The 19,682-nt window shown below is 71.2% G+C and carries 16 protein-coding genes; 11 read left to right on the plus strand and 5 right to left on the minus strand.

The window, feature by feature from the left end; all coding sequences use genetic code 11:
• Window positions 1-33: 33 nt before the first annotated feature.
• Both ACGFJ7_RS08270 and ACGFJ7_RS08275 read right to left on the minus strand, forming a co-directional pair.
• Window positions 34-726 carry a hypothetical protein gene (locus ACGFJ7_RS08270; protein ID WP_392641551.1) on the minus strand — a complete coding sequence of 231 codons (693 nt, stop codon included), beginning with the start codon at window positions 724-726 and terminating at the stop codon, window positions 34-36.
• Window positions 719-1,288: an RNA polymerase sigma factor gene (locus ACGFJ7_RS08275; RefSeq protein ID WP_360244356.1), complete on the minus strand. Its 570-nt coding sequence runs from the start codon at window positions 1,286-1,288 to the stop codon at window positions 719-721. The genes ACGFJ7_RS08270 and ACGFJ7_RS08275 overlap by 8 nt, the downstream gene beginning before the upstream one ends.
• A 93-nt stretch (window positions 1,289-1,381) precedes the next feature.
• On the opposite strand from ACGFJ7_RS08275, the gene ACGFJ7_RS08280 reads away from it, so the two are divergent.
• The 5 genes from ACGFJ7_RS08280 (at window position 1,382) to ACGFJ7_RS08300 (ending at window position 9,648) form a co-directional block, all read left to right on the plus strand.
• Window positions 1,382-2,584 carry a YncE family protein gene (locus ACGFJ7_RS08280; RefSeq protein ID WP_392641553.1) on the plus strand — a complete coding sequence of 401 codons (1,203 nt, stop codon included), beginning with the start codon at window positions 1,382-1,384 and terminating at the stop codon, window positions 2,582-2,584.
• A 240-nt stretch (window positions 2,585-2,824) separates the two neighbouring features.
• Window positions 2,825-3,838 (plus strand): polysaccharide deacetylase family protein, encoded by a 1,014-nt coding sequence (locus tag ACGFJ7_RS08285; protein ID WP_360244362.1) that lies wholly within the window; start codon window positions 2,825-2,827, stop codon window positions 3,836-3,838.
• An 86-nt stretch (window positions 3,839-3,924) separates the two neighbouring features.
• Entirely contained in the window at window positions 3,925-4,224 is a 300-nt protein-coding gene (locus ACGFJ7_RS08290) for a hypothetical protein (RefSeq protein WP_360244365.1), read from the plus strand.
• 98 nt (window positions 4,225-4,322) lie between these two features.
• The gene (locus tag ACGFJ7_RS08295) at window positions 4,323-5,096 is read left to right on the plus strand and encodes a hypothetical protein (RefSeq protein WP_360244367.1); all 774 of its coding nucleotides are present in this window, start codon (window positions 4,323-4,325) and stop codon (window positions 5,094-5,096) included.
• 139 nt (window positions 5,097-5,235) lie between these two features.
• Window positions 5,236-9,648 (plus strand): fibronectin type III domain-containing protein, encoded by a 4,413-nt coding sequence (locus ACGFJ7_RS08300; RefSeq protein ID WP_392641556.1) that lies wholly within the window; start codon window positions 5,236-5,238, stop codon window positions 9,646-9,648.
• Window positions 9,649-9,706: 58 nt separating this feature from the next.
• Here ACGFJ7_RS08300 and ACGFJ7_RS08305 read toward each other — a convergent pair whose 3' ends face one another.
• Window positions 9,707-10,588: a carbon-nitrogen hydrolase family protein gene (locus ACGFJ7_RS08305; protein ID WP_360244373.1), complete on the minus strand. Its 882-nt coding sequence runs from the start codon at window positions 10,586-10,588 to the stop codon at window positions 9,707-9,709.
• A gap of 352 nt (window positions 10,589-10,940) precedes the next feature.
• On the opposite strand from ACGFJ7_RS08305, the gene ACGFJ7_RS08310 reads away from it, so the two are divergent.
• On the plus strand, window positions 10,941-11,669 hold the full coding sequence (locus tag ACGFJ7_RS08310) for a hypothetical protein (protein ID WP_360244376.1): 729 nt from the start codon (window positions 10,941-10,943) through the stop codon (window positions 11,667-11,669).
• Window positions 11,670-11,679: 10 nt separating this feature from the next.
• Complete coding sequence (locus ACGFJ7_RS08315; protein ID WP_360244379.1) at window positions 11,680-12,036, plus strand: VOC family protein; 357 nt, start codon at window positions 11,680-11,682, stop codon at window positions 12,034-12,036.
• A 4-nt stretch (window positions 12,037-12,040) separates the two neighbouring features.
• Here ACGFJ7_RS08315 and ACGFJ7_RS08320 read toward each other — a convergent pair whose 3' ends face one another.
• Both ACGFJ7_RS08320 and ACGFJ7_RS08325 read right to left on the minus strand, forming a co-directional pair.
• Window positions 12,041-12,868 carry a serine protease gene (locus ACGFJ7_RS08320; protein ID WP_360244382.1) on the minus strand — a complete coding sequence of 276 codons (828 nt, stop codon included), beginning with the start codon at window positions 12,866-12,868 and terminating at the stop codon, window positions 12,041-12,043.
• A 75-nt stretch (window positions 12,869-12,943) separates the two neighbouring features.
• Window positions 12,944-14,599 carry an L-lactate permease gene (locus ACGFJ7_RS08325; protein WP_392641559.1) on the minus strand — a complete coding sequence of 552 codons (1,656 nt, stop codon included), beginning with the start codon at window positions 14,597-14,599 and terminating at the stop codon, window positions 12,944-12,946.
• 115 nt (window positions 14,600-14,714) lie between these two features.
• On the opposite strand from ACGFJ7_RS08325, the gene ACGFJ7_RS08330 reads away from it, so the two are divergent.
• The 4 genes from ACGFJ7_RS08330 to ACGFJ7_RS08345 are packed head-to-tail and all read left to right on the plus strand — an operon-like array spanning window position 14,715 to window position 19,670.
• On the plus strand, window positions 14,715-15,989 hold the full coding sequence (locus ACGFJ7_RS08330; protein ID WP_360244388.1) for a hypothetical protein: 1,275 nt from the start codon (window positions 14,715-14,717) through the stop codon (window positions 15,987-15,989).
• An 11-nt stretch (window positions 15,990-16,000) separates the two neighbouring features.
• Window positions 16,001-17,152 carry an ATP-binding protein gene (locus ACGFJ7_RS08335; protein ID WP_392641561.1) on the plus strand — a complete coding sequence of 384 codons (1,152 nt, stop codon included), beginning with the start codon at window positions 16,001-16,003 and terminating at the stop codon, window positions 17,150-17,152.
• Window positions 17,149-19,044: a response regulator gene (locus ACGFJ7_RS08340; protein ID WP_360244394.1), complete on the plus strand. Its 1,896-nt coding sequence runs from the start codon at window positions 17,149-17,151 to the stop codon at window positions 19,042-19,044. The genes ACGFJ7_RS08335 and ACGFJ7_RS08340 overlap by 4 nt, the downstream gene beginning before the upstream one ends.
• Window positions 19,045-19,085: 41 nt before the next feature.
• Complete coding sequence (locus ACGFJ7_RS08345) at window positions 19,086-19,670, plus strand: CPBP family intramembrane glutamic endopeptidase (protein ID WP_392641563.1); 585 nt, start codon at window positions 19,086-19,088, stop codon at window positions 19,668-19,670.
• The last annotated feature ends 12 nt before the right edge of the window (window positions 19,671-19,682 follow it).

Genomic DNA, 19,682 nt, shown 5'->3' on the forward strand with positions numbered 1-19,682 from the left:
TGGCGACATGGCGCGATGTGGACAACCGTTGCCTCACTGCACGGAGAGCGCGACCCGCCGCGCCTCGGCCAGATCGGTGAAGCCCTCGAGACGATAGGTGGTCCCGCCGGTGTCCCAGATCAGGGCGGGTGTGGCCAGGCGGGCGGTGGCGGTGCGCTCGACACCGGAACGGTCGTAGTACGTCAGCGTGTGCGGCCCCGGAAGCCAGACGGCGAGGGCGCCGCCGACATCGGTCCACTCGGCCTGGCCGGCCTGCTTGAGGAAGGCCGCGGCGGACCCGTCGAACTGATCGAGCCGGATCGAACCACCCCGGTAGAAGAGCGAGACGACCCGGCGCTGGTCGTAGACCTCGGCCCGCTCGGGATCGCCCAGCGCGGCCGGGAACCTGGCGATCTTCCGGGCCTCGTCCAGCGACACGGTACCCGCGCCGGGCAGCGGGCTCGGGCGGGGCGCGGGCGCGGGCGGGGCGCTTTCCCGGCGCACCTCGATCCCCGCCACGCCGAGCACTTCGGCCACCGCGTCCACCACGGCCGCCCGAGCCGGCGCGACCGCGATCACGGTCGCCACGACGGCGGCCAGAACGCCCGCGACCCAGGCCCGCCAACGGATCGGCGGCTGGGCCAGGCGCGTGCGGACCGCTGCGCGCTGGTCGGCCGGCTCGGGGGTCTCGAGCCAGGTGGACAGGTCGCGGAGTTCGGCGATCAGGTCGTCGTCGCGGTCAGGCATCGCGCACCTCCATGCCTTCGCGCAGCCGGGCCAGGGCGCGGTTGGTCCGGGACTTGACCGTTCCCTTGGGCACGCTCAGGGCGGCCGCGGTCTCCTGTTCGGAGAGGTCCAGCAGGAAGCGGCAGACAAGCACCTCACGGTCGCGGTCGCCGAGCCGCTTCAAGTGTTCGACCAGACGCCGGCGGCGTTCGTGGGCCATCGCCGACTCGGCCGGGTCGGGCGCGTCGGGCCGTGGCCCCTCGGCGACGGCGGCCCGCAACGCGAGCCCGTCCCGGCGACGGCGGGAGCGGTGCAGGTTACGGGTCTCGTTGGCGACGATGGCCAGCAGCCAGGGCCGGAACCCGGACTCACCGCGATAGCGCGACAACTGCCGGTACGCCTTCACGAACGCCTCCTGCACCACATCGTCGGCGTCGTCCCCGGCCCCGAGCAGCACGGCGGCCCGGTGCGCGGCCACGGTGTAGCGGGCGACCAGAAGCTCGTACGCCCCTCGATCGCCCCCACGGGCCCGCGTCACGGCCGCCGCGTCCTCCAGCTCGGTGGTCTCGCTCAGCTCGGACACCTCCACCTCATCCGCACCGACACTGCACTGACACCGCCCACCGCGAAAGGGTTCCGCCGGGAACCTGTTGGCCGCGGCCGGTGTCACCCGGGCATGACGACGCGACGCCGCTTTCTCGCCCTGGCCGGGGGCGCCATCGCCGCTTCCGGGATCGCCGCCTGCCGCGAGCCCCAGGCGGTCGCGACTCCGGTCGCCGTACCGGATCTCGTGTTGGCGGAGACCGAGCGGGGACTTGTCCGGCTGAGCGGCGCCGAGTCGCGGCTGCTCGGCCGGGCGGCCGCGGTGAGCCGGGACGGAACCATCGCGTACGTCGCCGACGACACCGGGCTGACCCGCACCTACACCATCACCGGGGCGTCCATCCAGAAGACGGAGATCGGGGGTGGATGGGTGCCCCGCGTGGTGGCCGAGGGCGGAAACGCCTGCGTGCTCACCACGACGCCGTACGCGGAACCGCCGGCGCCGCGGACGTCCAGCGGCCTGCTCGTGGTCGGTGACGGTCAGCGCCGGAAGTTCAACCTGTCCGGAGTGGTCGAACCGGATGCGTTCACCACCGACGGCGCCGGGCTCTTCGTGCTGGAGTGGCTTCCGCCCGACCTGCCGGACCGCTACCGGGTACGCCTGCTCGATCTGGCCACCGGGAAGCTGGAGCCGCTGTTCACCCGGACCAAGGTGCCGGTGCCGCCAGGCGCCGAGGAGGAGATGCGCGGCAGTGGGCGGCAGGCGGTGCTGTCGCCGGACCGGCAGGTGCTCTACACGCTGTACACGCATCAGCCCGACCACCAGCACACCCGCAACCTGCTCGCCGGGACCCGCAACGACGTGCACGCCTTCGTGCACGTGCTGCACCTCGGCGAGCGCTGGGCCTTCTGCCTCGACCTGCCCGAGCCGTTCGGGCACGGGCCGCCGGAGGGGCACGCGCTGGCCGCCGACGCCACGCACCTCGCCGTTCTGGACGCGTCGAGCGGCTCGGTCGCGTTCGCCTCGGCGAGCTCGCTGGCGATCGAGAAGACCGCCCGGATTCCGGCGGGCCGGGCCGCCGGTCATCTCGCTCTGGGTGGGGGCCGGGCTTACGCCGCTTGCGGTACGGAGGTGCACGCGCTCGCCCGGGACACGGGCCGGGTCGCCGCGCAGTGGTCGCTGGCCGATCCGGTGTGCGGGTTGCGGCTGGGCCGCGACGGCCGGCTCCTGTACGCGGGTGGCCGTGACCGGATCGCCTGGCTGGACGTGTCGTCGGGCCGGGTGCTGGGCCGGGCGGCCGTCGACGGGTTGACGGGGTTGGCGCACGTGGGATGACACTTTCCGGCGTACGACCGGAACTTGCGGGTTTGAATTTTTCGATCTGTTGATCTTTGCTCGGTTGAGCTACTGGTCGAACCGTTCGAAAGTTACGGAGAATTGCCGGAAGTTAATGGTTGACGCACCTGTGTCGTGGCTCCCAAGATGGGATTCAACGACGATCGTCGATTCGCGTGGACGGGCCGCTTCCACCGGCGGCCCGCCCCACTCCCCCTTAGCGACGAGAGGTGACTCCCCATGCCCCGCTGGATCCGTCCTCGATCCCTGCTCCTCGCCGGCGCTCTGCTCGCCGCCGGCGCCGTCGCCGTGGCGCCCCCGCTCAGCGCCTCGGCCGACGCCTCCTGCCAGAACGGCTACGTCGGCCTGACGTACGACGACGGGCCGAACCCGAGCACCACCAACCAGCTGCTGTCGGCGCTGCGCTCGGCCGGCCTGCGGGCGACCATGTTCAACACCGGCCAGAACGCCGCCGCCAACCCGAGCCTCGTGGGTGCCCAGGTCGCGGCCGGCATGTGGGTCGGCAACCACAGCTACACCCACCCGCACATGCTCTCGCTGAACCAGAGCCAGATGTCCTCGGAGCTGTCGCGCACCCAGACCGCCATCCGCAACGGCGGCGGCGGCACACCGACGATCTTCCGGCCGCCGTACGGGGAGACCAACGGCACCCTGCAATCGGCCGCGTCGGCCCTCGGCCTGCGCACGGTGACCTGGGACGTCGACTCGCAGGACTGGAACGGGGCCAGCACCGCGCAGATCGTGCAGGCCGCCGGCCGGCTCACGAACGGCCAGCTGATCCTGATGCACGACAACTACCAGACCACGATCCAGGCCATCCCCCAGATCGCGGCCGGCCTGGCCCAGCGCGGCCTCTGCGCCGGCATGATCTCCTCGTCGACCGGTCGCGCGGTGGCACCCTCGGACGGCCCGACCACGCCGCCCACCACGCCGCCCACCACGACCCCGCCGCCGACGGGTGGGGGCAGCTGCACCGCCACGTACGCCGAGGGTCAGAAGTGGTCGGACCGCTTCAACGGCCAGGTGACCGTGAGCGGTTCGCCGAACTGGATCGTCACCGTGACCTTCCGCTCCCCGCAGCGGGTCATCGCCACCTGGAACACCGCGGCCAGCTGGGATTCGACCGGCCTGGTGATGACCGCGCGCCCCAACGGAAGCGGCAATGTCTTCGGCTTCACCGTCCAGCACGGCGGCAACTGGACCTGGCCGTCCCTGTCCTGCCGAACGGCCTGACGGTTCGCGCTCCGGCGCGGCGCTCTTGTCGCGTCGCGCCGGAGTGGCGTACGAACTTCCCGTGACCAAATCGGTACATTAGGGACATGGCAACGATCTCTCTACGCGGCGCTCTGCTGCGATCGTTGCCTGCCCTGCTCCTGCTGCTGACGCTGGGCCTCGTCGCCCCCGCAGCGGCCGCCGGGCCGATCGCCGCCGGGGTCACCCACAGCACCAACTCCCCCGCCGCACCGGCCGCAGGGTCCACAGCCGACACTCCGGAATCCCCGGACACGGCGCCCGCCCGTACGCCCGGCGCTCCAGCCGCCGACCGCACGCGCGTCCTCTCCGCTCAGCACACCGTCGGGGCCACCGGATCCCGCGGTCCGCCGTCCGCGCACGCCTGACCACCTTCTGACATCGCGCCGCGGCCCCGCCGCCGCGCCCAGGTGGTCGCTGCCCTTTTGCGGACTTTCTCCTTTGAGCGGACAGGACTCCCACACCCATGAACGTCGTCGCCGAAATGCTGCTGACCACCCCCGCCCCCGCCGCCATCTGGGCCACCCTGATGCTGCTCACCCTTCCGGCGGTGCTGGTGCTGGCCAGCCCGCAGGGCGTGCGCCACCCCCGGCAGGCCCTGCGCGACGTGGTCGCCCTGATCCGCGAACGGGGCGACCGCCGCCGCCGGCTCCCGCTGGAGGCCCTGGCCGCCGCCCAGTACGCCGACGAGGTGCGGGTGGCCGCCGACCGGGCCGAGCTGGCGGCGGCCCGCTGGCAGGAGCGCTGGGAGCAGACCACCGACGACGTCACCGAGGCCTGGCAGTCCTGGCTGGACGCCGACGCCCGGCTGCGGGCCCGCCGCTCGGCCGCCGCCTTCGGCACACCGTGGAGCGCACAGACCCCCACCGAATACGCGGCCCGCGAGCGTTTCCTGCACCGCGCCGTCCGCGAGGCCGCCGCCCACGGCTGGCTGCCCACCGCGGCCGTGGCCGACGCCCTGGCCGGCCGCGCCGGCTGGGACCCGCGCCTGCACCCGCTGGAGCAGGAACTGGTGGTTCACCGCGCGGCCGAGGGTCACCTGCGCGACCGCTACGAACGCGCCGTCCGCGCGGAGCAGGAGGCCCGCCACGACGCCGGCCTGGCCCGCTCGACCAGCGACAGCCTCCGCCAGGAATCGTGGTCCGCCACCGACCGCGCGAACCGCCTGCGCCACCTGCTCCCCACCACCGCGACCGGCCTGGCCCCGCACGCGATGGCCGCCCGCCCGGGCCTCCTCTGAACCGATTGACCGGATTCGCAGCCCGCGCCTAAACGACGGGGCGGGGTAGCGCGCGTGACCCCGCCACGGTCAATGTGATGCCCACCACAGCAGTCTGCCGACGGGGGAAGGCAGGACCATGGTGCGCAGAGGAACAGCCGTGCTCGCGCTCGCGGCGATCATCGCCGCCGGGCTGGCGTCGCCGGCCGCCGCGAAGGACACCCAGACGGCCGATCTGCCCTGGCATCTCGACCGGGACGATCAACGGCCGGTCAAGCGCGACCAGCGGTTCAACCACGGCGTCAGCGACGTGCCCATCTACATCGTCGACTCCGGCGTCTGGGCCGAGCACACCGAGTTCGGCGGCCGGGTGGTCAAGTTCGCCGACGTGACCGGGGCCGGACAGGACGGGAAACCCTGCCGTCCGCACGGCACCGCGGTGGCCTCGGCCGCCGCCGGCCGCACCCGGGGCGTGTCGAAGCAGTCCCCGATCATGTCGGTCAAGGTGTCCCACTGCGACGAGGCCACCTCGGTCCAGCTGCGGGCGGGCCTCGACGCCATCGCCCTCCACGGCCGTGCCCCGGCCGTGGTCAACATCAGCCTGGCCTACAAGGGAGTGCTGCCCGAGATCGAGTCGGCCATCGAAACCCTGGTGAAAAGGGGTTACACGGTGGTCACCGGCGCCAACAACACCATGGAGCCGGCCTGTGGCTGGTCCCCGGCGCAGCTCGCCCCGCGCCTGGCCGGCATGATCACGGTGGGCGGCAGCGACCAGAATGACAATCGGTGGGTCACGCCGGAAAAGGGCTCGGGCGACGGGTCGTGCGTGGAGATCTTCGCCCCGGCCGCCGACCTCGACCTCGCGTCCACCGAGGACGCCGCGGCGACGGCCTTCTTCGAGGGCAACTCCGGCGCCGCCCCACAGGTCGCCGGGGCGGCGGCGCTGATCATCGCGGCACATCCGAACTACACCCCGGGCCAGGTCGAGGCGGCCCTGATGGCCGACGCGACCAAGAAGGAGATCTACGGCACGAGCGCCGACTCGCCGAAACGGCTGCTGTTCGTGGCGCCGCCGGCCCAGCCCGGGAAAGCCACCCCCAGCCGGGACCTGAACGAGCTGTTCAACCGGTACGGGGACGCGGGCGGCCACTGGACCGGCGGCGACGAGACCATGTCGCTGAAGCTGCCGGACGGCCGGGTCGCGTGGTTCTTCGGCGACACGTTCCTCGGGCAGGTCGAGCCGGACCACAGCCGGTCCCGCGACACCAGGATGATCCACAACTCGGTGGTCGTGCAGGACGGCCTGACGCTGACCGCGACGCTGCACGGCGGCACCGCGGCCAGCCCGTCGTCGCTGGTCGCCACCGGGCCCGACGACACGCCGGGTGACTTCGGCTGGTGGCCGTCCGAGGGGCTGGTGGCCGGCGACGAGGTGCAGGTGTTCTACACGCACGTCGTCGACGACGGGCAGGGCGGCCCGCTGCCGTTCAAGACCGACGAGATCGCGGTCGCCCGGTTCTCGGCGTCGACACTGGCGTTGCTGGGCCTGTCCCGGCTGCCCGGCCTGGGCGTCGACCGTCCCATCAGCTGGGGCTCGGCCCTGGTCGACGGCGAGGACGGGTACACCTACGTCTACGGCCGGGAGATCGTCGACAAACACCGCCGGCTGTACGTGGCCCGCGTGCCCCAGGGGCAGCTCACCGACCGGGCGCAGTGGCGGTTCTGGACCGGCGCCGCCACGCCGGCCGAGCAGTGGTCCGCGAGCCAGGCCGACGCGAGCAGCGTCATGACCGGTGTCGGGGCCAGCTTCAGCGTGAAGTACATCCCGGCCTACCAGTCGTTCGTCCTGGTGACCTTCGACGAGAGCGAAGGGCTGGACAACCGGATCTTCGCCTACCACGCGGGCGTGCCCACCGGGCCGTTCCGGCACGGCTCGCTGATCCACCGGGCGACGGAGGCGACGGCCAGCCGGTACACGTACAACGCCCGGCTGCACCTGGAGCAGGACGCGGGCGGCGCGACCGCGGTGATCTCGTACAACGTCAACAGCTTCGACCCGGACGAGGTCTACCGCGACGCGCGCGTCTACCGGCCCCGGTTCGTCAACGCCACCATCCCCGGGCCGCCGGAGAGCGGCACCTGGCTGCCCGACGCACCGCGGAACCTGCAAGCCGTCCTGGCCGGGAACGCCAAGGTACGACTCACCTGGGACCCGGTGCCGCAAGTGAACCTCGTCCAGTACTGGGTCTACGAACGGCGCAAGACGTTCACCCCGACCGGCCGGGACGTCGGAGCGACCCACTTCACCCGCCGGAGCACGCCCGTCCCCAGCCCCGAGACGGAGTTCGATGTCGCCTACGCGGGCGTCTACGAGTACCGCGTCTCGGCCGAGACCCTGACCGGGGAGGGGCCGCCGTCCATACCGGCCTCACTCCCCGTGCCCCTGCCCGCGCCCTCGCAGGCGCCACCGAACCTGACCGGCACGGCCAACCCGGACGGCAGCGTCACGCTGATCTGGGACGAGGTCACGACCCCCGAGCCGTGGCTGGTCAACTATCGCGTGTACCAACGGGACACCACGTCGGACGATCCGCAACTCCGCCCGGCCCGCAACGCCGTGGTCAACGGGACCACCGCGCGGGTCAGTGGGCTCCGAAGCGGCACCCCGTACGAGTTCCAGGTCACCGCGTACAACAACTCGGGCGAGAGCCCGCGCTCGAACACCGTGCGCGTCACACCGACCGCGCCGCCACCGCCCGCGCCGACCGGCCTGACCGCCACACCGAACACCGACGGCTCGATCCGGCTGGCCTGGACGGCCACCGGGCCCGGCCACTGGTACTGGGTGTGGATGCGCAAGTCCGGCGAGACCCAGTTCACCAAGCTGGAGTACCCGGTCACCACCGGCACCACCTTCACCGCCTCCTACCTGACCAACAATCAGGCGTACGACTTCCGCGTGTCGGCCATCAGCACGAACGGCGCCGAGGGGCCGCCCTCGGCCATCGCGTCGGCCACCTCCCGGTACGCCCCGCCGCCGGTGCCGGCGAACCTGACCGCGACCTCCAACAACGACGGCAGCATCGGGCTGTCGTGGTCGAGCTCCGGGCCGGGCATCTGGTACTGGGTGTGGACCCGCAACGTCAGCAACGGCGAGACCGAGTTCGGCAAGTCCGTCTACCCGGTGGTCTCGGGCACCACGCACACCGCCGGATGGCTCGAGATCGGCGACGTCTACGAGTTCCGGGTCAGCGCGCTCGGGCCGGGCGAGGCGGAGAGCGCCCAGTCGAACACCGCCCGCGCCACCTCGCGGATCCCCCCACCGGGCGCCCCGGCCAACCTGCGCGCCACCGCCGGCAACGGCCGGGCCACGCTCACCTGGTCGGCCCCGGAGGCCGGGCTCATGTACTGGGTCTACTACCGCCCGGTCGGGCAGGCGGCGTTCAACCGGTTCGACCTGCCGGCGAACAACGTCACCACCTTCACCGCCCTGCCGCTGACCAACGGGCAGACGTACGAGTTCTACGTGACAGCGGTCAAGGCCGGCGTGGAGAGCAGCCCGTCGAACGTCGTCCAGGCCCGGCCACAGGTGCCGCCACCACCGGCGCCGGGCAACCTGACCGCCACCCCGGACGCGGACGGCAACGTCCGGCTGTCCTGGGTGTCGTCCGGGCCGTCGATGTTCTACTGGATCGAGATGCGCGACGTGAGCGCGGGCCAGTCCTTCCGCCGGCTGGACCTGCCGTTGCAGGACCGCACGACCTTCACCGCGACCGGCCTGGTGCTCAACCACACGTACGAGTTCCGCGTCGCCGCCGCGAACGCCGGCGGCGAGAGCCCGCTGTCCAACGTCGCCCGCGGCGTCACCTTCATGCCGGTGCCGACCCGGCTCACCGCCCACTGGGAGGACCACCGCTCGGCCCAGCTGGCCTGGGACGGCGATCCGGCCGGCATGTACTGGATCTATGTGCGGGACGTGGCCGCGGGCGGCGGCTTCCAGCGGCAGAGCCTGCCCACGAGCGGCCGGATCTCGCAGATCATCGCCCCGTTGCGGTCCAGCTCGTACGAGTTCTACGTGACCCGGATCGGCTACGGCGGCGAGACAGCCCCGTCGAATGTCGCCTCCCTCGGCCCGCAGCACCCGACGCCGCCGGCCGGGAACCTGGTCACCGCCACCTCGGCCGGTCCGTCGTCGTGCCACCCGGTGGACATCTTCTGGATCTGCCAGAGCACGATCACCACGACGGCGCGGCTGACCGACTGGTCGCAGGACTTCCGGGCCGGGCTGAACCTCAACGTCGAGTGGGGCTTCTCCGGCTCCGACTCGGAGGCCCCCGCGATCGCCGTCTGCGAGCCGCTCGACCCCGGCGTGCCCCGGGGCAGCTGCACGGTCTCGACCAGCCGGAAGGTCACCTGGAACCACGGCACGAGCCGCCCACCGGCAAGCCCGGTCGGCCCCACGGTGTGCGTGAACACATTGGCCTGGGCGCCATACTTCCTCGACCAGAACGGCAACTGGATCAAACGAACCCGCACGGACCGCGCCTGCGTCAACCCCGGCGGATCGGCCTAGCGGCCGCGCGAGTCCAGCCCGGGGGCTGGACTCGCGTGGCCGGGACGGGGTGGGTCGGTCAGCTGGTGGCCCGGTTCAGGCTTCTGGGGTCGGCGGGGGCCTGGTACTGGGTGTAGAGGCCGGAGCGGGCCGCTCGCCGCCAGGGGCGGGCCTGGTTTTCGGCGGTCAGGTCCAGGTCGGCGGTGACCAGGGACGGCTCGGAGGTTGCGGGGCAGCGGGTCAGCCAGTCGCCGGAGGGCGTCACTATGCCCGAGGGGGCGTTGGGGGCGTCCTGGGCCGTGCCGGCGTAGCTGACCCAGTAGCTGTTCGCGGCCGCCAAAGCCTGGGCCTGCAGGGCGAACGGGCCGTTGTTCACTCCGGCGCCGGGGCCGTGGGTGGAGAACAGGACGCAGTCGACGTCAAGCCGTTCGTACTCGCTGAAGATCTCGGGATAGGTGGCCTCCATGCCCAGCGCGCAGCCGAACCGGGCGCCGTCGACGATGAAGGTGATCGGTTCCGAGCCGGGCGTGTACATGTGGCTGACCTTGGTGTTCGACAGCATCCGCTCGTCGTAGCGGGTGGCGATCGTGCCGTCGTCGGCGATGACGTACAGGCTCAGGTGGGGGCGGCGGGGTGGGGTCAGCGGGTGCACCGAGCCCAGGACCGTCCACAGCTTGAGCGAACCGGCCAGGGCCGCGATCTTCTGGAGTTCGGCGGCGAGCGTCGCCCAGTCGGCCCGCTGCCAGTCGGCCGGGCCGATCAGGTCGGGGCCGGTGGCGGACATGATCTTCTTGCTGGGGCTGGTCAGCGCGCCCTCGGGCAGGTGCAGCAGGCGGGCGCCGGCCGTGTGGGCCTCGCGCATGAGGCGGCGGATCCGCTCGCCGCTGTCGCGCAGGGCCGCGGTGTCGCCCGGGTCGGTTCCGACCGGAAGCTGGGCGACTGACAGTCGTACAGAAGGCATCGAATCTCCTCGCGGAGTCGTGCGGAAGTGCCGCAGAGCAGCGGTGTAGGACTCGCCGGTCTTGGCCGCGCGGGCACGGACCCGGCGTTTGAGATTCCGGTTGGCTGTCATCTGGACCTCCGCTGTCCCGCACGCCGATCCCCCGCGCGATCGATGCGTCCGAGACGAACGAGTCAGGACAGCGGCCCGAGACGACGAGTCCCTTTGCCTCCGTCGGGGACCGCGCGTCGGGGACGGTCGCTGGAGGTTGGGCGTGGGCTACGCCGATCCGGACGCTAGCACAGATCCCCGTCGGGTGGCGTCGCACAAAACCGCCGTGCCCGTCGGCCGGGATGACGCTGCACTGCTCAGCATGACGATTCTGACCAGCGCCGTTTGTGTCCTCGCCCTGGCCGCTCCGCCGCCCGGGCATCTGGAGCTTCGCTATGCCGGTGATCTCGCCGGTCCCACCCAGGTCGCCGACAGCAGCGGCAACGGGCTGAACGGGACCATCCTGACCGGCGGCGGGGGCACGGTCACGTCGGTGACCGAGGACGGCAACCGCTTCCTGCGTTTCCCGGGCGGGCACTGCACGACCGCGCCCTGCCCGCAGGGGATCGTCCGGCCGGCGAGCGCCGTCACCCTCACGCCGGGCGACGGGCGGTTCGTCTACGGGGCCGACATCCGGCTCACCGAGCCGCCGTCGCCCGAGGCCGGCATGAACGTGTTCCAGTTCGGCGCGGCCGCCGCCGGCATCAGCCAGTGGAAGCTCCAGGTGGACTACGGGGTGCCGTCGTGCCGGTGGTCGGACGGCACCGATTTCGTCCTGCTGCCGGCGGATCTCACCCTGGCCGTGGGGCGCTGGTACCGGGTGACCTGCATCCGCCTGTCGCCGGTGTTGTTCCAGATCAGGGTGCACGACGCCGTGACCGGACGGCAGGTCACGCCGCCCCGGCAGCAGACCGCCCCGCTGCGGGACATCCTGCCCAGCGGGAACGTGGTGATCGGCGGCAAGCGGATCAACGCGGCGCAGACGGACGTCGACACCGACCAGTTCCACGGGGATCTCGACGACATCGAGTTCGGGCGCCGGGAGCCGTAGATTCGGTGTCATGACGACGTTGTGGACGCTCGGCTGCGACGCGGTGGATCCGCATCGGCTGGCCGCTTTCTGGGCGCTGGCCCTCGGATACGTACCGGAGCCGGGTCATGACGAGCCGGACGGCGCGTCGATCGTGGATCCGGAGGGGCGGGCGCCCGCGCTGAGTTTCCTCCGGGTCCCCGAGTCCAAGACGGCCAAGAACCGGATGCACGTCGACGTCCGGGTCGGCTCCGAGCCGGCCATCCGGGCGAAGGTGGCCGAGCTCGAAGCCGCCGGGGCGACGTCCGTACGGGATCATCGGTATGGCCCTGACCTGAGTCATGTGGTCATGCTCGACCCGGAGGGCAACGAGTTCTGCGTGGCTTGACCCGTTACGGCTTGGTCAGCAGGCAGCCCGACTTGTTCAGGTCGATCGTGCGGGTCGACGTGAGGCAGGTCGTGAACCAGTACGTCTCCTGGCCGTAGCTCTGTCCCTGCACCGCCTTGGTCGTGCCGTCGGGGTTGACCTCGCACGGGTTGTTCAGCGTGCACATCTCGCCGTCGTCGTTGCCGGTGTTGTTGATGCCGACGACCTGTCCGCTGGAGGCGCTCACGATCGGCGAGCCGGACGTGCCGTGGATGGTGTCGCAGGCGGCGTCGTACCGGATGGAGTCCTTCCAGGTCCACTCGCCTTCGCGGAGCTGGCCCACGAAGCCGTCGACCTTGCAGTTCCAGATCCTCTTCCAGTAGCTGGAGGGGATCGCGATGCTCGCGCCGACCGCGGGCTTGGCGCCGGCGATGGTCAGCGCGGTCGCGCCGTAGCGGGACTGGAGCGTGGCGAAGGTGCTGGTGAGGCGGTAGAGCGTGACGTCGGTGCCGGTCATCGTGGCGTACAGCACGCGGTCGGCCCGGACCGTGCCGAGTGAGCCGCCGGAGCTGTTGAGCAGCGTGCCGGAGCGGCTGGAGGTGCGGTTGACCAGCACCTGGCCGGCGCTGAGGAAGCCGCCCTCGTAGCAGTGGCCGTTGGTGAGCATCATGGCCCGGTCGCTGCTGACCGAGCTGGGATAGCGGACCAGCGAGGCCGAGCAGTTGCTCAGGGCGATGGTGTTGGCGAGCGTGGTGGCGGCGACCGCCTGGGCGGGCGATGCGGGCCCGGCCAGAACTCCGGTCGCGGCGGCGACCGCGGCGGCGGCAAGAGCGAGGGCACGGCGTACGCGCATGGGTGTTCCTTTCTGCTTTTGGCAGTCCCGACCCTCGCACCGCCAATTAATAGATGTCAATGCATAACGTCGGCGTCATACCGAGGGCACCATCCAATCCAGCACGGGCGTGGCCTGCAGGGTGACCAGCACACACATGGCCAGGAGCAGGATGACGCTCCAGCCGACGACGCGGCGGAAGATGTCACCCTCCTTGCCGGCCATGCCGACGGCGGCCGCGGCGATGGCCAGGTTCTGCGGGCTGATCATCTTGCCCAGGACGCCGCCGGAGGAATTGGCCGCGGCCAGCAGGAGCGGGTCGAGGCCGGCGTCGGCCGCGGTCTGCACCTGAAGGGCGCCGAAGAGCGCGTTGGCCGACGTGTCGGACCCCGTCACGGCCACGCCGATCCAGCCCAGAATCGACGAGAGGAAGACGAAGAACGCGCCCGCCCCGGCCAGGAATTCGCCGAGCGTATTGGTCTGCCCGGACTGATTCAGAACATAGGCGAGCGCCAGTACGGCCATCACCGTGACGATCGCGTGCCGCAGTTCGACATACGTGTCCGCGTACGCCTTGAGGGCCCGGCCCGGGCGCACACGCAGCACCACCGCGGTGATGACGCCGGCCAGGATCATCAGGGTGCCGGCGGCCGGGAGCCAGCCGAAGGAGAAGGTGGTCGAGGCCAGTGGCTGCCCGTTCTCGCCGAGCACGTGCAGGCCCGGCCACGCGAATTTCACCGTCCACGGTTCGGTGGCGAGGGCGTCCTTGATCGGCCCGAGATTCGCGATGGCGAAAATGACGATGATGATGAGGTACGGCGCGTAGGCGCGCACCACCTCGATTGTCGTGTCCCGCTTGACCGCTACCGATCCCCCACCACCGCCGCCGCCCGGCTCGGCATAGGAGGAGACGGGCTGCCACATCCGCAGCAGGAGGATCACGGCGGCGGCCGCGACCAGCGAGGCGATGATGTCGGTCAGCGGCACCGAGATGTAGTTGGACGCGACGAACTGGGCGACCGCGAAGACCACGCCGGCCAGGACGGCGACCGGCCAGGTCTGCTTCACTCCCCGCCTGCCGTCGATCACGGCCACCAGGACCAGGGGCACGACCACGGCGAGTACGGGCGTCTGGCGGCCCACCATCGCACCGAGCGTGTCGGTGTTGAGTCGCGGATCGTCGGCGGCGCCGGACGTCACCGTACCCAGCGTGGTGATCGGCGTGGCCAGGGCGCCGAAGGCAACCGGCGCCGTGTTGGCGATCAGCGCCACCGCCGCCGCCTTGATCGGCTTGAAGCCGAGCGCCATCAGCATCACCACGGTCACCGCGACCGGCGTGCCGAATCCGGCCAGTGCCTCGAGCAGCGCCCCGAAGCAGAACGCCACGATCACGGCCTGGATCCGCATGTCGGGGCTGACCCGTTCCATCGAGCGGCGCAGCACGTCGAAGTGGCCACTGGCCACGGTCAGGTTGTAGACCCAGATGGCGTTGATGACGATCCACAGGATGGGGAAGAAGCCGAACGCCGCGCCCTCGCCGGCCGACAGCAGCGCCTGGCCGACCGGCATCGCGTAGATCGCGACGGCGACCACGAGCGCCACCACCAGCGAGATCAGCCCGGCCAGCCAGGCTCTCATGCGCAGCGCGCCGAGCAGGACGAACAGGGTCAACAGGGGCAGGGCCGCGAAGATCGCGGAGATCGCGACGGAATCGGACACGGGGTCGGTGACGATCCGGAACGTCTCATCCATGGCTCACCATCCAGAGTTATCGATATTCCCTGGTTGAACCGCCATGGTCGCCGAATCGACGCCGAAGCGCACCTCGGGATTAAGGAAATGCGGTATCACGTCGAAAAGAAGGAACATGATCGACGCTTGGCTGGACGATGAGGTGCCCCGCCTCAACCGCGCCATCCTCGACGGCGACGCCCCGCCCGGGCTGCTCGCGGAGCAGACCCGCGAGGTCCTGCTCCCGCATCTGCCGGCCGTCTGCCGGCTGGACCAGCTCGAGGCGCAACGGCTCGTCGTCCGGCTCGGCTTCGTCGGCGCCTCGCTGTCGCGGCACTACCAGGAGTGGACGCCGCACGGGCGGCACCATCCGGAACGGGCCTTCGACGGGCTGCTGGCCGGCACCGACGAGATGCCGTTCCGGGACTACTTCGCGGCCCTGGCCACCCACACCGGGCACGGGCACTACGGCCGGGACAGCTACGCCTCCCTCGTCCGCTGGAACGTGGGCACCCTCCAGGTGCATCGCGGCGACGAGTGCCTGGCCGAACTGCCGGGGGTCTTCGACGACGGGCGGATCCGCAGCTACACCGGGACGGCCAGCGAGCAGCGGTTCTTCCTGCTGGTCAAGCAGGGCGAGGTGCTGGAACTCGCGGTGAACGACGTCCTCGATCCGCTGACCCGCGACGGGGCCGGGCTCACCTGCGAGGACGCCGTCGGCCGGGTACGGCTGGCGACCGAACTGCTGACCGCCCTGCGCCAGTTGTTCCTCGACTTCGCGGCCCTGCCGCCGGAGAGGAGCATGCCGCCGGAGTTCTTCATGGACGTGTTCCGGCAGTTCGCGGTGCACTGGACCGAGGACGACATCCCGCCCAGCGGCGCCCTCGACCCGGAGGCACTCAAGCGCGACTTCCTGCTCGGCATCGCGATCCCCGACTACGACCGGCACGTACGCCGGATCTACCCGGCACTGCTCGACGGCGAACGGGCCGCGCTCGACGGCCTGATGACCCAGCCGACCCTGCCCGAGCGGCTGCTCGACGCGATCGACGTGGCGGTGGACGACCTGGCCGTGGCCGAGCCGGCCGACCTCGACCGGCTGCTCGGCCGGCATCCGGCCCTGATCGACTGGTACCGGCTGCTGACCGAGCACGCCCGGGCCGCCGGCGCCCACCTGATGTTGAGCAAGAAGTTCCTGTTCAAGCCGCAGCGGCAGCGCGACGCGAACGGGCTCGGCGACCGGCCGCTGGTCTCCAACCGCAGCGGGACGACCGGGATGAACGAGTCGTTCCTGGAACGGCTCACCCGGGCCCGGCAGGACCACCTGCTGGCCGGCCTGCAAAAAGCCATAAAAGGCCCCCGGGTCCCGTCGTCGCGGGTAGCGTCGGTTTCCGTCGCGCAGGTGGGATGAAAGAGGGCGGGATGAGCACTCGGCCCGTGGTCGAGGTGGGCCCCGAACAGCTCATGGCCCTGATCGACCACACCTCGGCCGTGATCTACATGCGCGACGCCGAGGGACGCTACCTCCTGGTCAACCGGGAGTACGAGCGGCTGTTCCGGTTGCGCCGCGAGGACATCGTGGGCCTCACCGACCACGACCTCTTCCCGCCGCCGCTGGCCGACGAGTTCCGCCGCAACGACCTCGAGGCGTTCGCCCGCGGCGAGCCCGTGCAGGTGGAGGAGCAGGCGCCCGGCGACGACGGCCTGCATACGTACGTCACGGTGAAGTTTCCCCTGGCCGACGGCGACGGCAAGGCGTACGCGGTCTGCGGCATCTCGACCGACATCACCGACCGCAAGCGGGCCGAGGAGGAGGTGCGCCTGCTCAACGAGGAGCTCGAGCAGCGGGTCGAGCAGCGCACCGCCCAGCTCGAGGCGTCGACCCGGGAGCTGGACGCGTTCGCGTACTCGGTCTCGCACGATCTGCGCGCGCCGCTGCGCTCCCTGGAGGGCTTCAGTCAGGTGCTGCTGGAGGACTACGCCGGTGTGCTCGACGCCGAGGGCCAGCGCTACCTGTCGCGCATCCAGGCCAACGCCGAGCGCATGGCCCAGATGATCGACGACCTGCTGCACCTGTCCCGCGCCACCCGCAGCGAACTGCGCCGCGAGCGTACGGACCTGAGCGCGCTGGCCCGCGAGATCTCCGAGGAGCTGCACGCCTCCGACCCGCTGCGCACTGTCACCTTCGACATCCCCGACGGGCTCGAGGCGCTCGGCGATCCGCACCTGATCCGGCTCGTGCTGCAGAACCTGCTCGGCAACGCCTACAAATTCACGTCGTACGAGCCGGAGCCGCGCATCACGCTGTCGTGCACCCTGAAGGACGACGTCGCCGTCTTCACCATCCGCGACAACGGTGCCGGCTTCGAGATGCGGCACGCACACAAGATGTTCGACCCGTTCCAGCGGCTGCACGCGCAGAGCGAGTTCGAGGGCACCGGCATCGGCCTGGCCATCGTGCACCGCATCGTCACCCGCCACGGCGGCCAGATCTGCGCCTCGGGCGAGCCGGGCGAGGGCGCGGCCTTCTCGTTCAGCCTCTCCCCCGCGCCGGACGGATGGACGATCCGATGATCCACGTGCTGGTCGTCGACGACAGCGAGGACGACGCCATGCTCGTCGCCCGCGGCCTGCGCAAGGCCGGGCTGACCGTCACCACCACCCGCGCCGAGACCGCGGAAGGTGTCGCGGAGGCGCTGGCCGGGCAGACCCCGGACGTCGTCATCTGCGACTACAACATGCCCGGGGTACGCGCCGAGGACGTGCTCGATCAGGTCCGCGAGCACGACCCGGATGTCCCGTTCCTGCTGGTGTCGGGGCAGATCGGCGAGGAGACGGCGGCCTCGCTGATGCGGGCCGGCGCCCGCGACTTCGTTCTCAAGGACCGGCTGGCCCGGCTCGCGCCGGCGGTGCAGCGGGAGCTGACCGAGGCCGCCGAGCGCCGCCAGCACCGCCACGCCGAGGCCGCCCTGCGCGAGAGCGAGGAACGGTTCCGGCTGCTGGCCGAGCACGCGCACGACATCATCTTCCGGTTCCGCCTGCACCCGGCGCCGGCCATGGAATACCTCAGCCCGGCCATCGAGCCGATCACCGGCCACCCACCGGAGGACTTCTACGCCGACCCGGCGCTCATCTTCCGGCTGGTCGACCCCGAGGACCGGCCCGCGCTGGAACAGTCGTGGCGCTCGGCCCAGCCCGGCACGCTGACCATGCGCTGGCACTGCCGCGACGGCCGGGTGGCCTGGGTCGAACAGCGGGCCAGCGCGGTCACCGACGCCGACGGGCAGCCCCTCGCGGTCGAGGGCATCATGCGTGACATCAGCAAGCGGGTGCGGGCCGAGCAGGAACGCGCCGAGATGGAACAGCAGCTGCGCCAGGCCGAACGGCTCGACTCGCTCGGCCAGCTCGCCGGCGGCATCGCACACGACTTCAACAACATCCTGGCCGTGATCTCCGGGTACGCCGCGATCCTCTCCGAGGAACTGGGCCCCGACCATCCGCTGCACGCCGACTCGCAGGCGATCGAGCAGGCGGCGGCGCGCGGCAGCGGCCTGACCCGGCAACTGCTGATCTTCAGCCGCCTCGAGCCGTCGCGCCTGGAGACGCTCGACCTCAACGCGGTCGCCACCGACATGCAGCGCCTGCTCGGCCGCACGCTGGGCGAGGACATCGAGCTGCGGACGACGCTCTCGCTCGACCTGCCGCCGATCACCATGGACCGCAGCAAGCTGGAACAGGTCATGATGAACGCGGTGATGAACTCGCGCGCGGCCATGCCGTCGGGTGGCCGGCTCACCATCGCGACCGGCCTCGACCGCGACACCGGCCACGTCTGCCTCACCATCACCGACACCGGCAGCGGCATGCCGCCCGAGGTGGCGGCCCGGGCGTTCGAGCCGTTCTTCACCACGAAGGGCCGGGGCAAAGGCACAGGCTTGGGTCTGGCGACGGCGTACGGCGTGGTGGCGGACGCCGGGGGCACGATCGGCCTGGAGTCGGCGCCGGGCGAGGGCACGACGGTACGGGTCTGCCTGCCACCGGCCGAGGTGACGGCGCCGGCGGCCACGCTGATCTCCCGCCCGGCCGCGGCCTCCGGCCAGGGCCGCAGCATCCTGGTGGTCGAGGACGAGGACGGCGTACGGGACATCGTCTGCCGCATCCTGCGCAAGGCCGGGTACGAGGTGCACGCGGCGGGCGATCCGCTGGAGGCGCTCCGCATGTGCCGCGAGGACGACCTGAGCTTCGACGCCCTGCTCAGCGACGTCATCATGCCCGGGATGTCGGGCACCCAGCTGGCCGCGGAACTGCGCCGCACCCGGCCCGACCTGCCGGTGCTGTTCATGTCGGGCTACACCAGCGGCCCGGCCCCGGGTGGCCAGGAGTTGCCGGCCGACGCGCCACTGCTGCACAAGCCGTTCCAGACCGAACATCTCATCGGCGCCCTGCACCAGCTTCTGCCACGCTGAGTCCACCCGCCCGACACCTGCGCCGCCTAGCGTCGCCGGTGATGAGCCGACTCGCCGAATACCTGCTGCTGTTCTACGGCGTCGCCGGCCTGTACATCGCGCTGGACGTCCCCGGCGGCCCGATTCCAGTGCTGCTACTGGCGGCCGCACTAGTGATCATCTACATGCGACGGTGCTCCTTACCGCTGCTGCGAGCGTCCGCTCTACGCGGGGCCTTGCCCGGCATCGTCGGTTTGTGGAGCGCGGTATCGATATTCGCGCTCATCGCGGTCGCCCTGTTCGACCCGGGCAATCTACTCATTCTGCCGCGCGAAGACCCTTGGCTCTGGCTCGCGATCTGCGTCGGCTATCCGCTGCTCTCGGTCTATCCGCAGGAGCTGCTTTACCGCGGTTTCCTCATGCACAGGTATCCCTATGGCGCCGCCGCCAGCGCTGTCGCTTTCGGCTTCGTCCATCTGCTGTTCGGCAACGTGCTCGCGGTCGTCGCCACCCTCGCCGGCGGATGGCTGTTCGCCCGCCGTTACCAGCGGACCGGGTCGCTGCTGGTGGTCTCGGTCGAGCACGCGCTGTACGGCATCACCATCTTCACGATCGGCCTGGGGCGGTTCTTTTATCACGGCGCCTGAGATCGGTGACCG

This window comes from Actinoplanes sp. NPDC048988 (assembly GCF_043197815.1).
GTDB lineage: Bacteria > Actinomycetota > Actinomycetes > Mycobacteriales > Micromonosporaceae > Actinoplanes.

What these genes read in the sequence shown, in the direction of transcription:
- ACGFJ7_RS08335 (WP_392641561.1), top strand. Translation starts at nt 16,001, where the DNA reads ATGAGCACTCGGCCCGTGGTCGAGGTGGGCCCCGAACAGCTCATGGCC.
- ACGFJ7_RS08280 (WP_392641553.1), top strand. Translation starts at nt 1,382, where the DNA reads ATGACGACGCGACGCCGCTTTCTCGCCCTGGCCGGGGGCGCCATCGCC.
- ACGFJ7_RS08310 (WP_360244376.1), top strand. Translation starts at nt 10,941, where the DNA reads ATGACGATTCTGACCAGCGCCGTTTGTGTCCTCGCCCTGGCCGCTCCG.
- ACGFJ7_RS08325 (WP_392641559.1), bottom strand. Translation starts at nt 14,599, where the DNA reads ATGGATGAGACGTTCCGGATCGTCACCGACCCCGTGTCCGATTCCGTC.
- ACGFJ7_RS08295 (WP_360244367.1), top strand. Translation starts at nt 4,323, where the DNA reads ATGAACGTCGTCGCCGAAATGCTGCTGACCACCCCCGCCCCCGCCGCC.
- ACGFJ7_RS08345 (WP_392641563.1), top strand. Translation starts at nt 19,086, where the DNA reads ATGAGCCGACTCGCCGAATACCTGCTGCTGTTCTACGGCGTCGCCGGC.
- ACGFJ7_RS08340 (WP_360244394.1), top strand. Translation starts at nt 17,149, where the DNA reads ATGATCCACGTGCTGGTCGTCGACGACAGCGAGGACGACGCCATGCTC.
- ACGFJ7_RS08270 (WP_392641551.1), bottom strand. Translation starts at nt 726, where the DNA reads ATGCCTGACCGCGACGACGACCTGATCGCCGAACTCCGCGACCTGTCC.
- ACGFJ7_RS08285 (WP_360244362.1), top strand. Translation starts at nt 2,825, where the DNA reads ATGCCCCGCTGGATCCGTCCTCGATCCCTGCTCCTCGCCGGCGCTCTG.
- ACGFJ7_RS08330 (WP_360244388.1), top strand. Translation starts at nt 14,715, where the DNA reads ATGATCGACGCTTGGCTGGACGATGAGGTGCCCCGCCTCAACCGCGCC.
- ACGFJ7_RS08305 (WP_360244373.1), bottom strand. Translation starts at nt 10,588, where the DNA reads ATGCCTTCTGTACGACTGTCAGTCGCCCAGCTTCCGGTCGGAACCGAC.
- ACGFJ7_RS08290 (WP_360244365.1), top strand. Translation starts at nt 3,925, where the DNA reads ATGGCAACGATCTCTCTACGCGGCGCTCTGCTGCGATCGTTGCCTGCC.
- ACGFJ7_RS08320 (WP_360244382.1), bottom strand. Translation starts at nt 12,868, where the DNA reads ATGCGCGTACGCCGTGCCCTCGCTCTTGCCGCCGCCGCGGTCGCCGCC.
- ACGFJ7_RS08315 (WP_360244379.1), top strand. Translation starts at nt 11,680, where the DNA reads ATGACGACGTTGTGGACGCTCGGCTGCGACGCGGTGGATCCGCATCGG.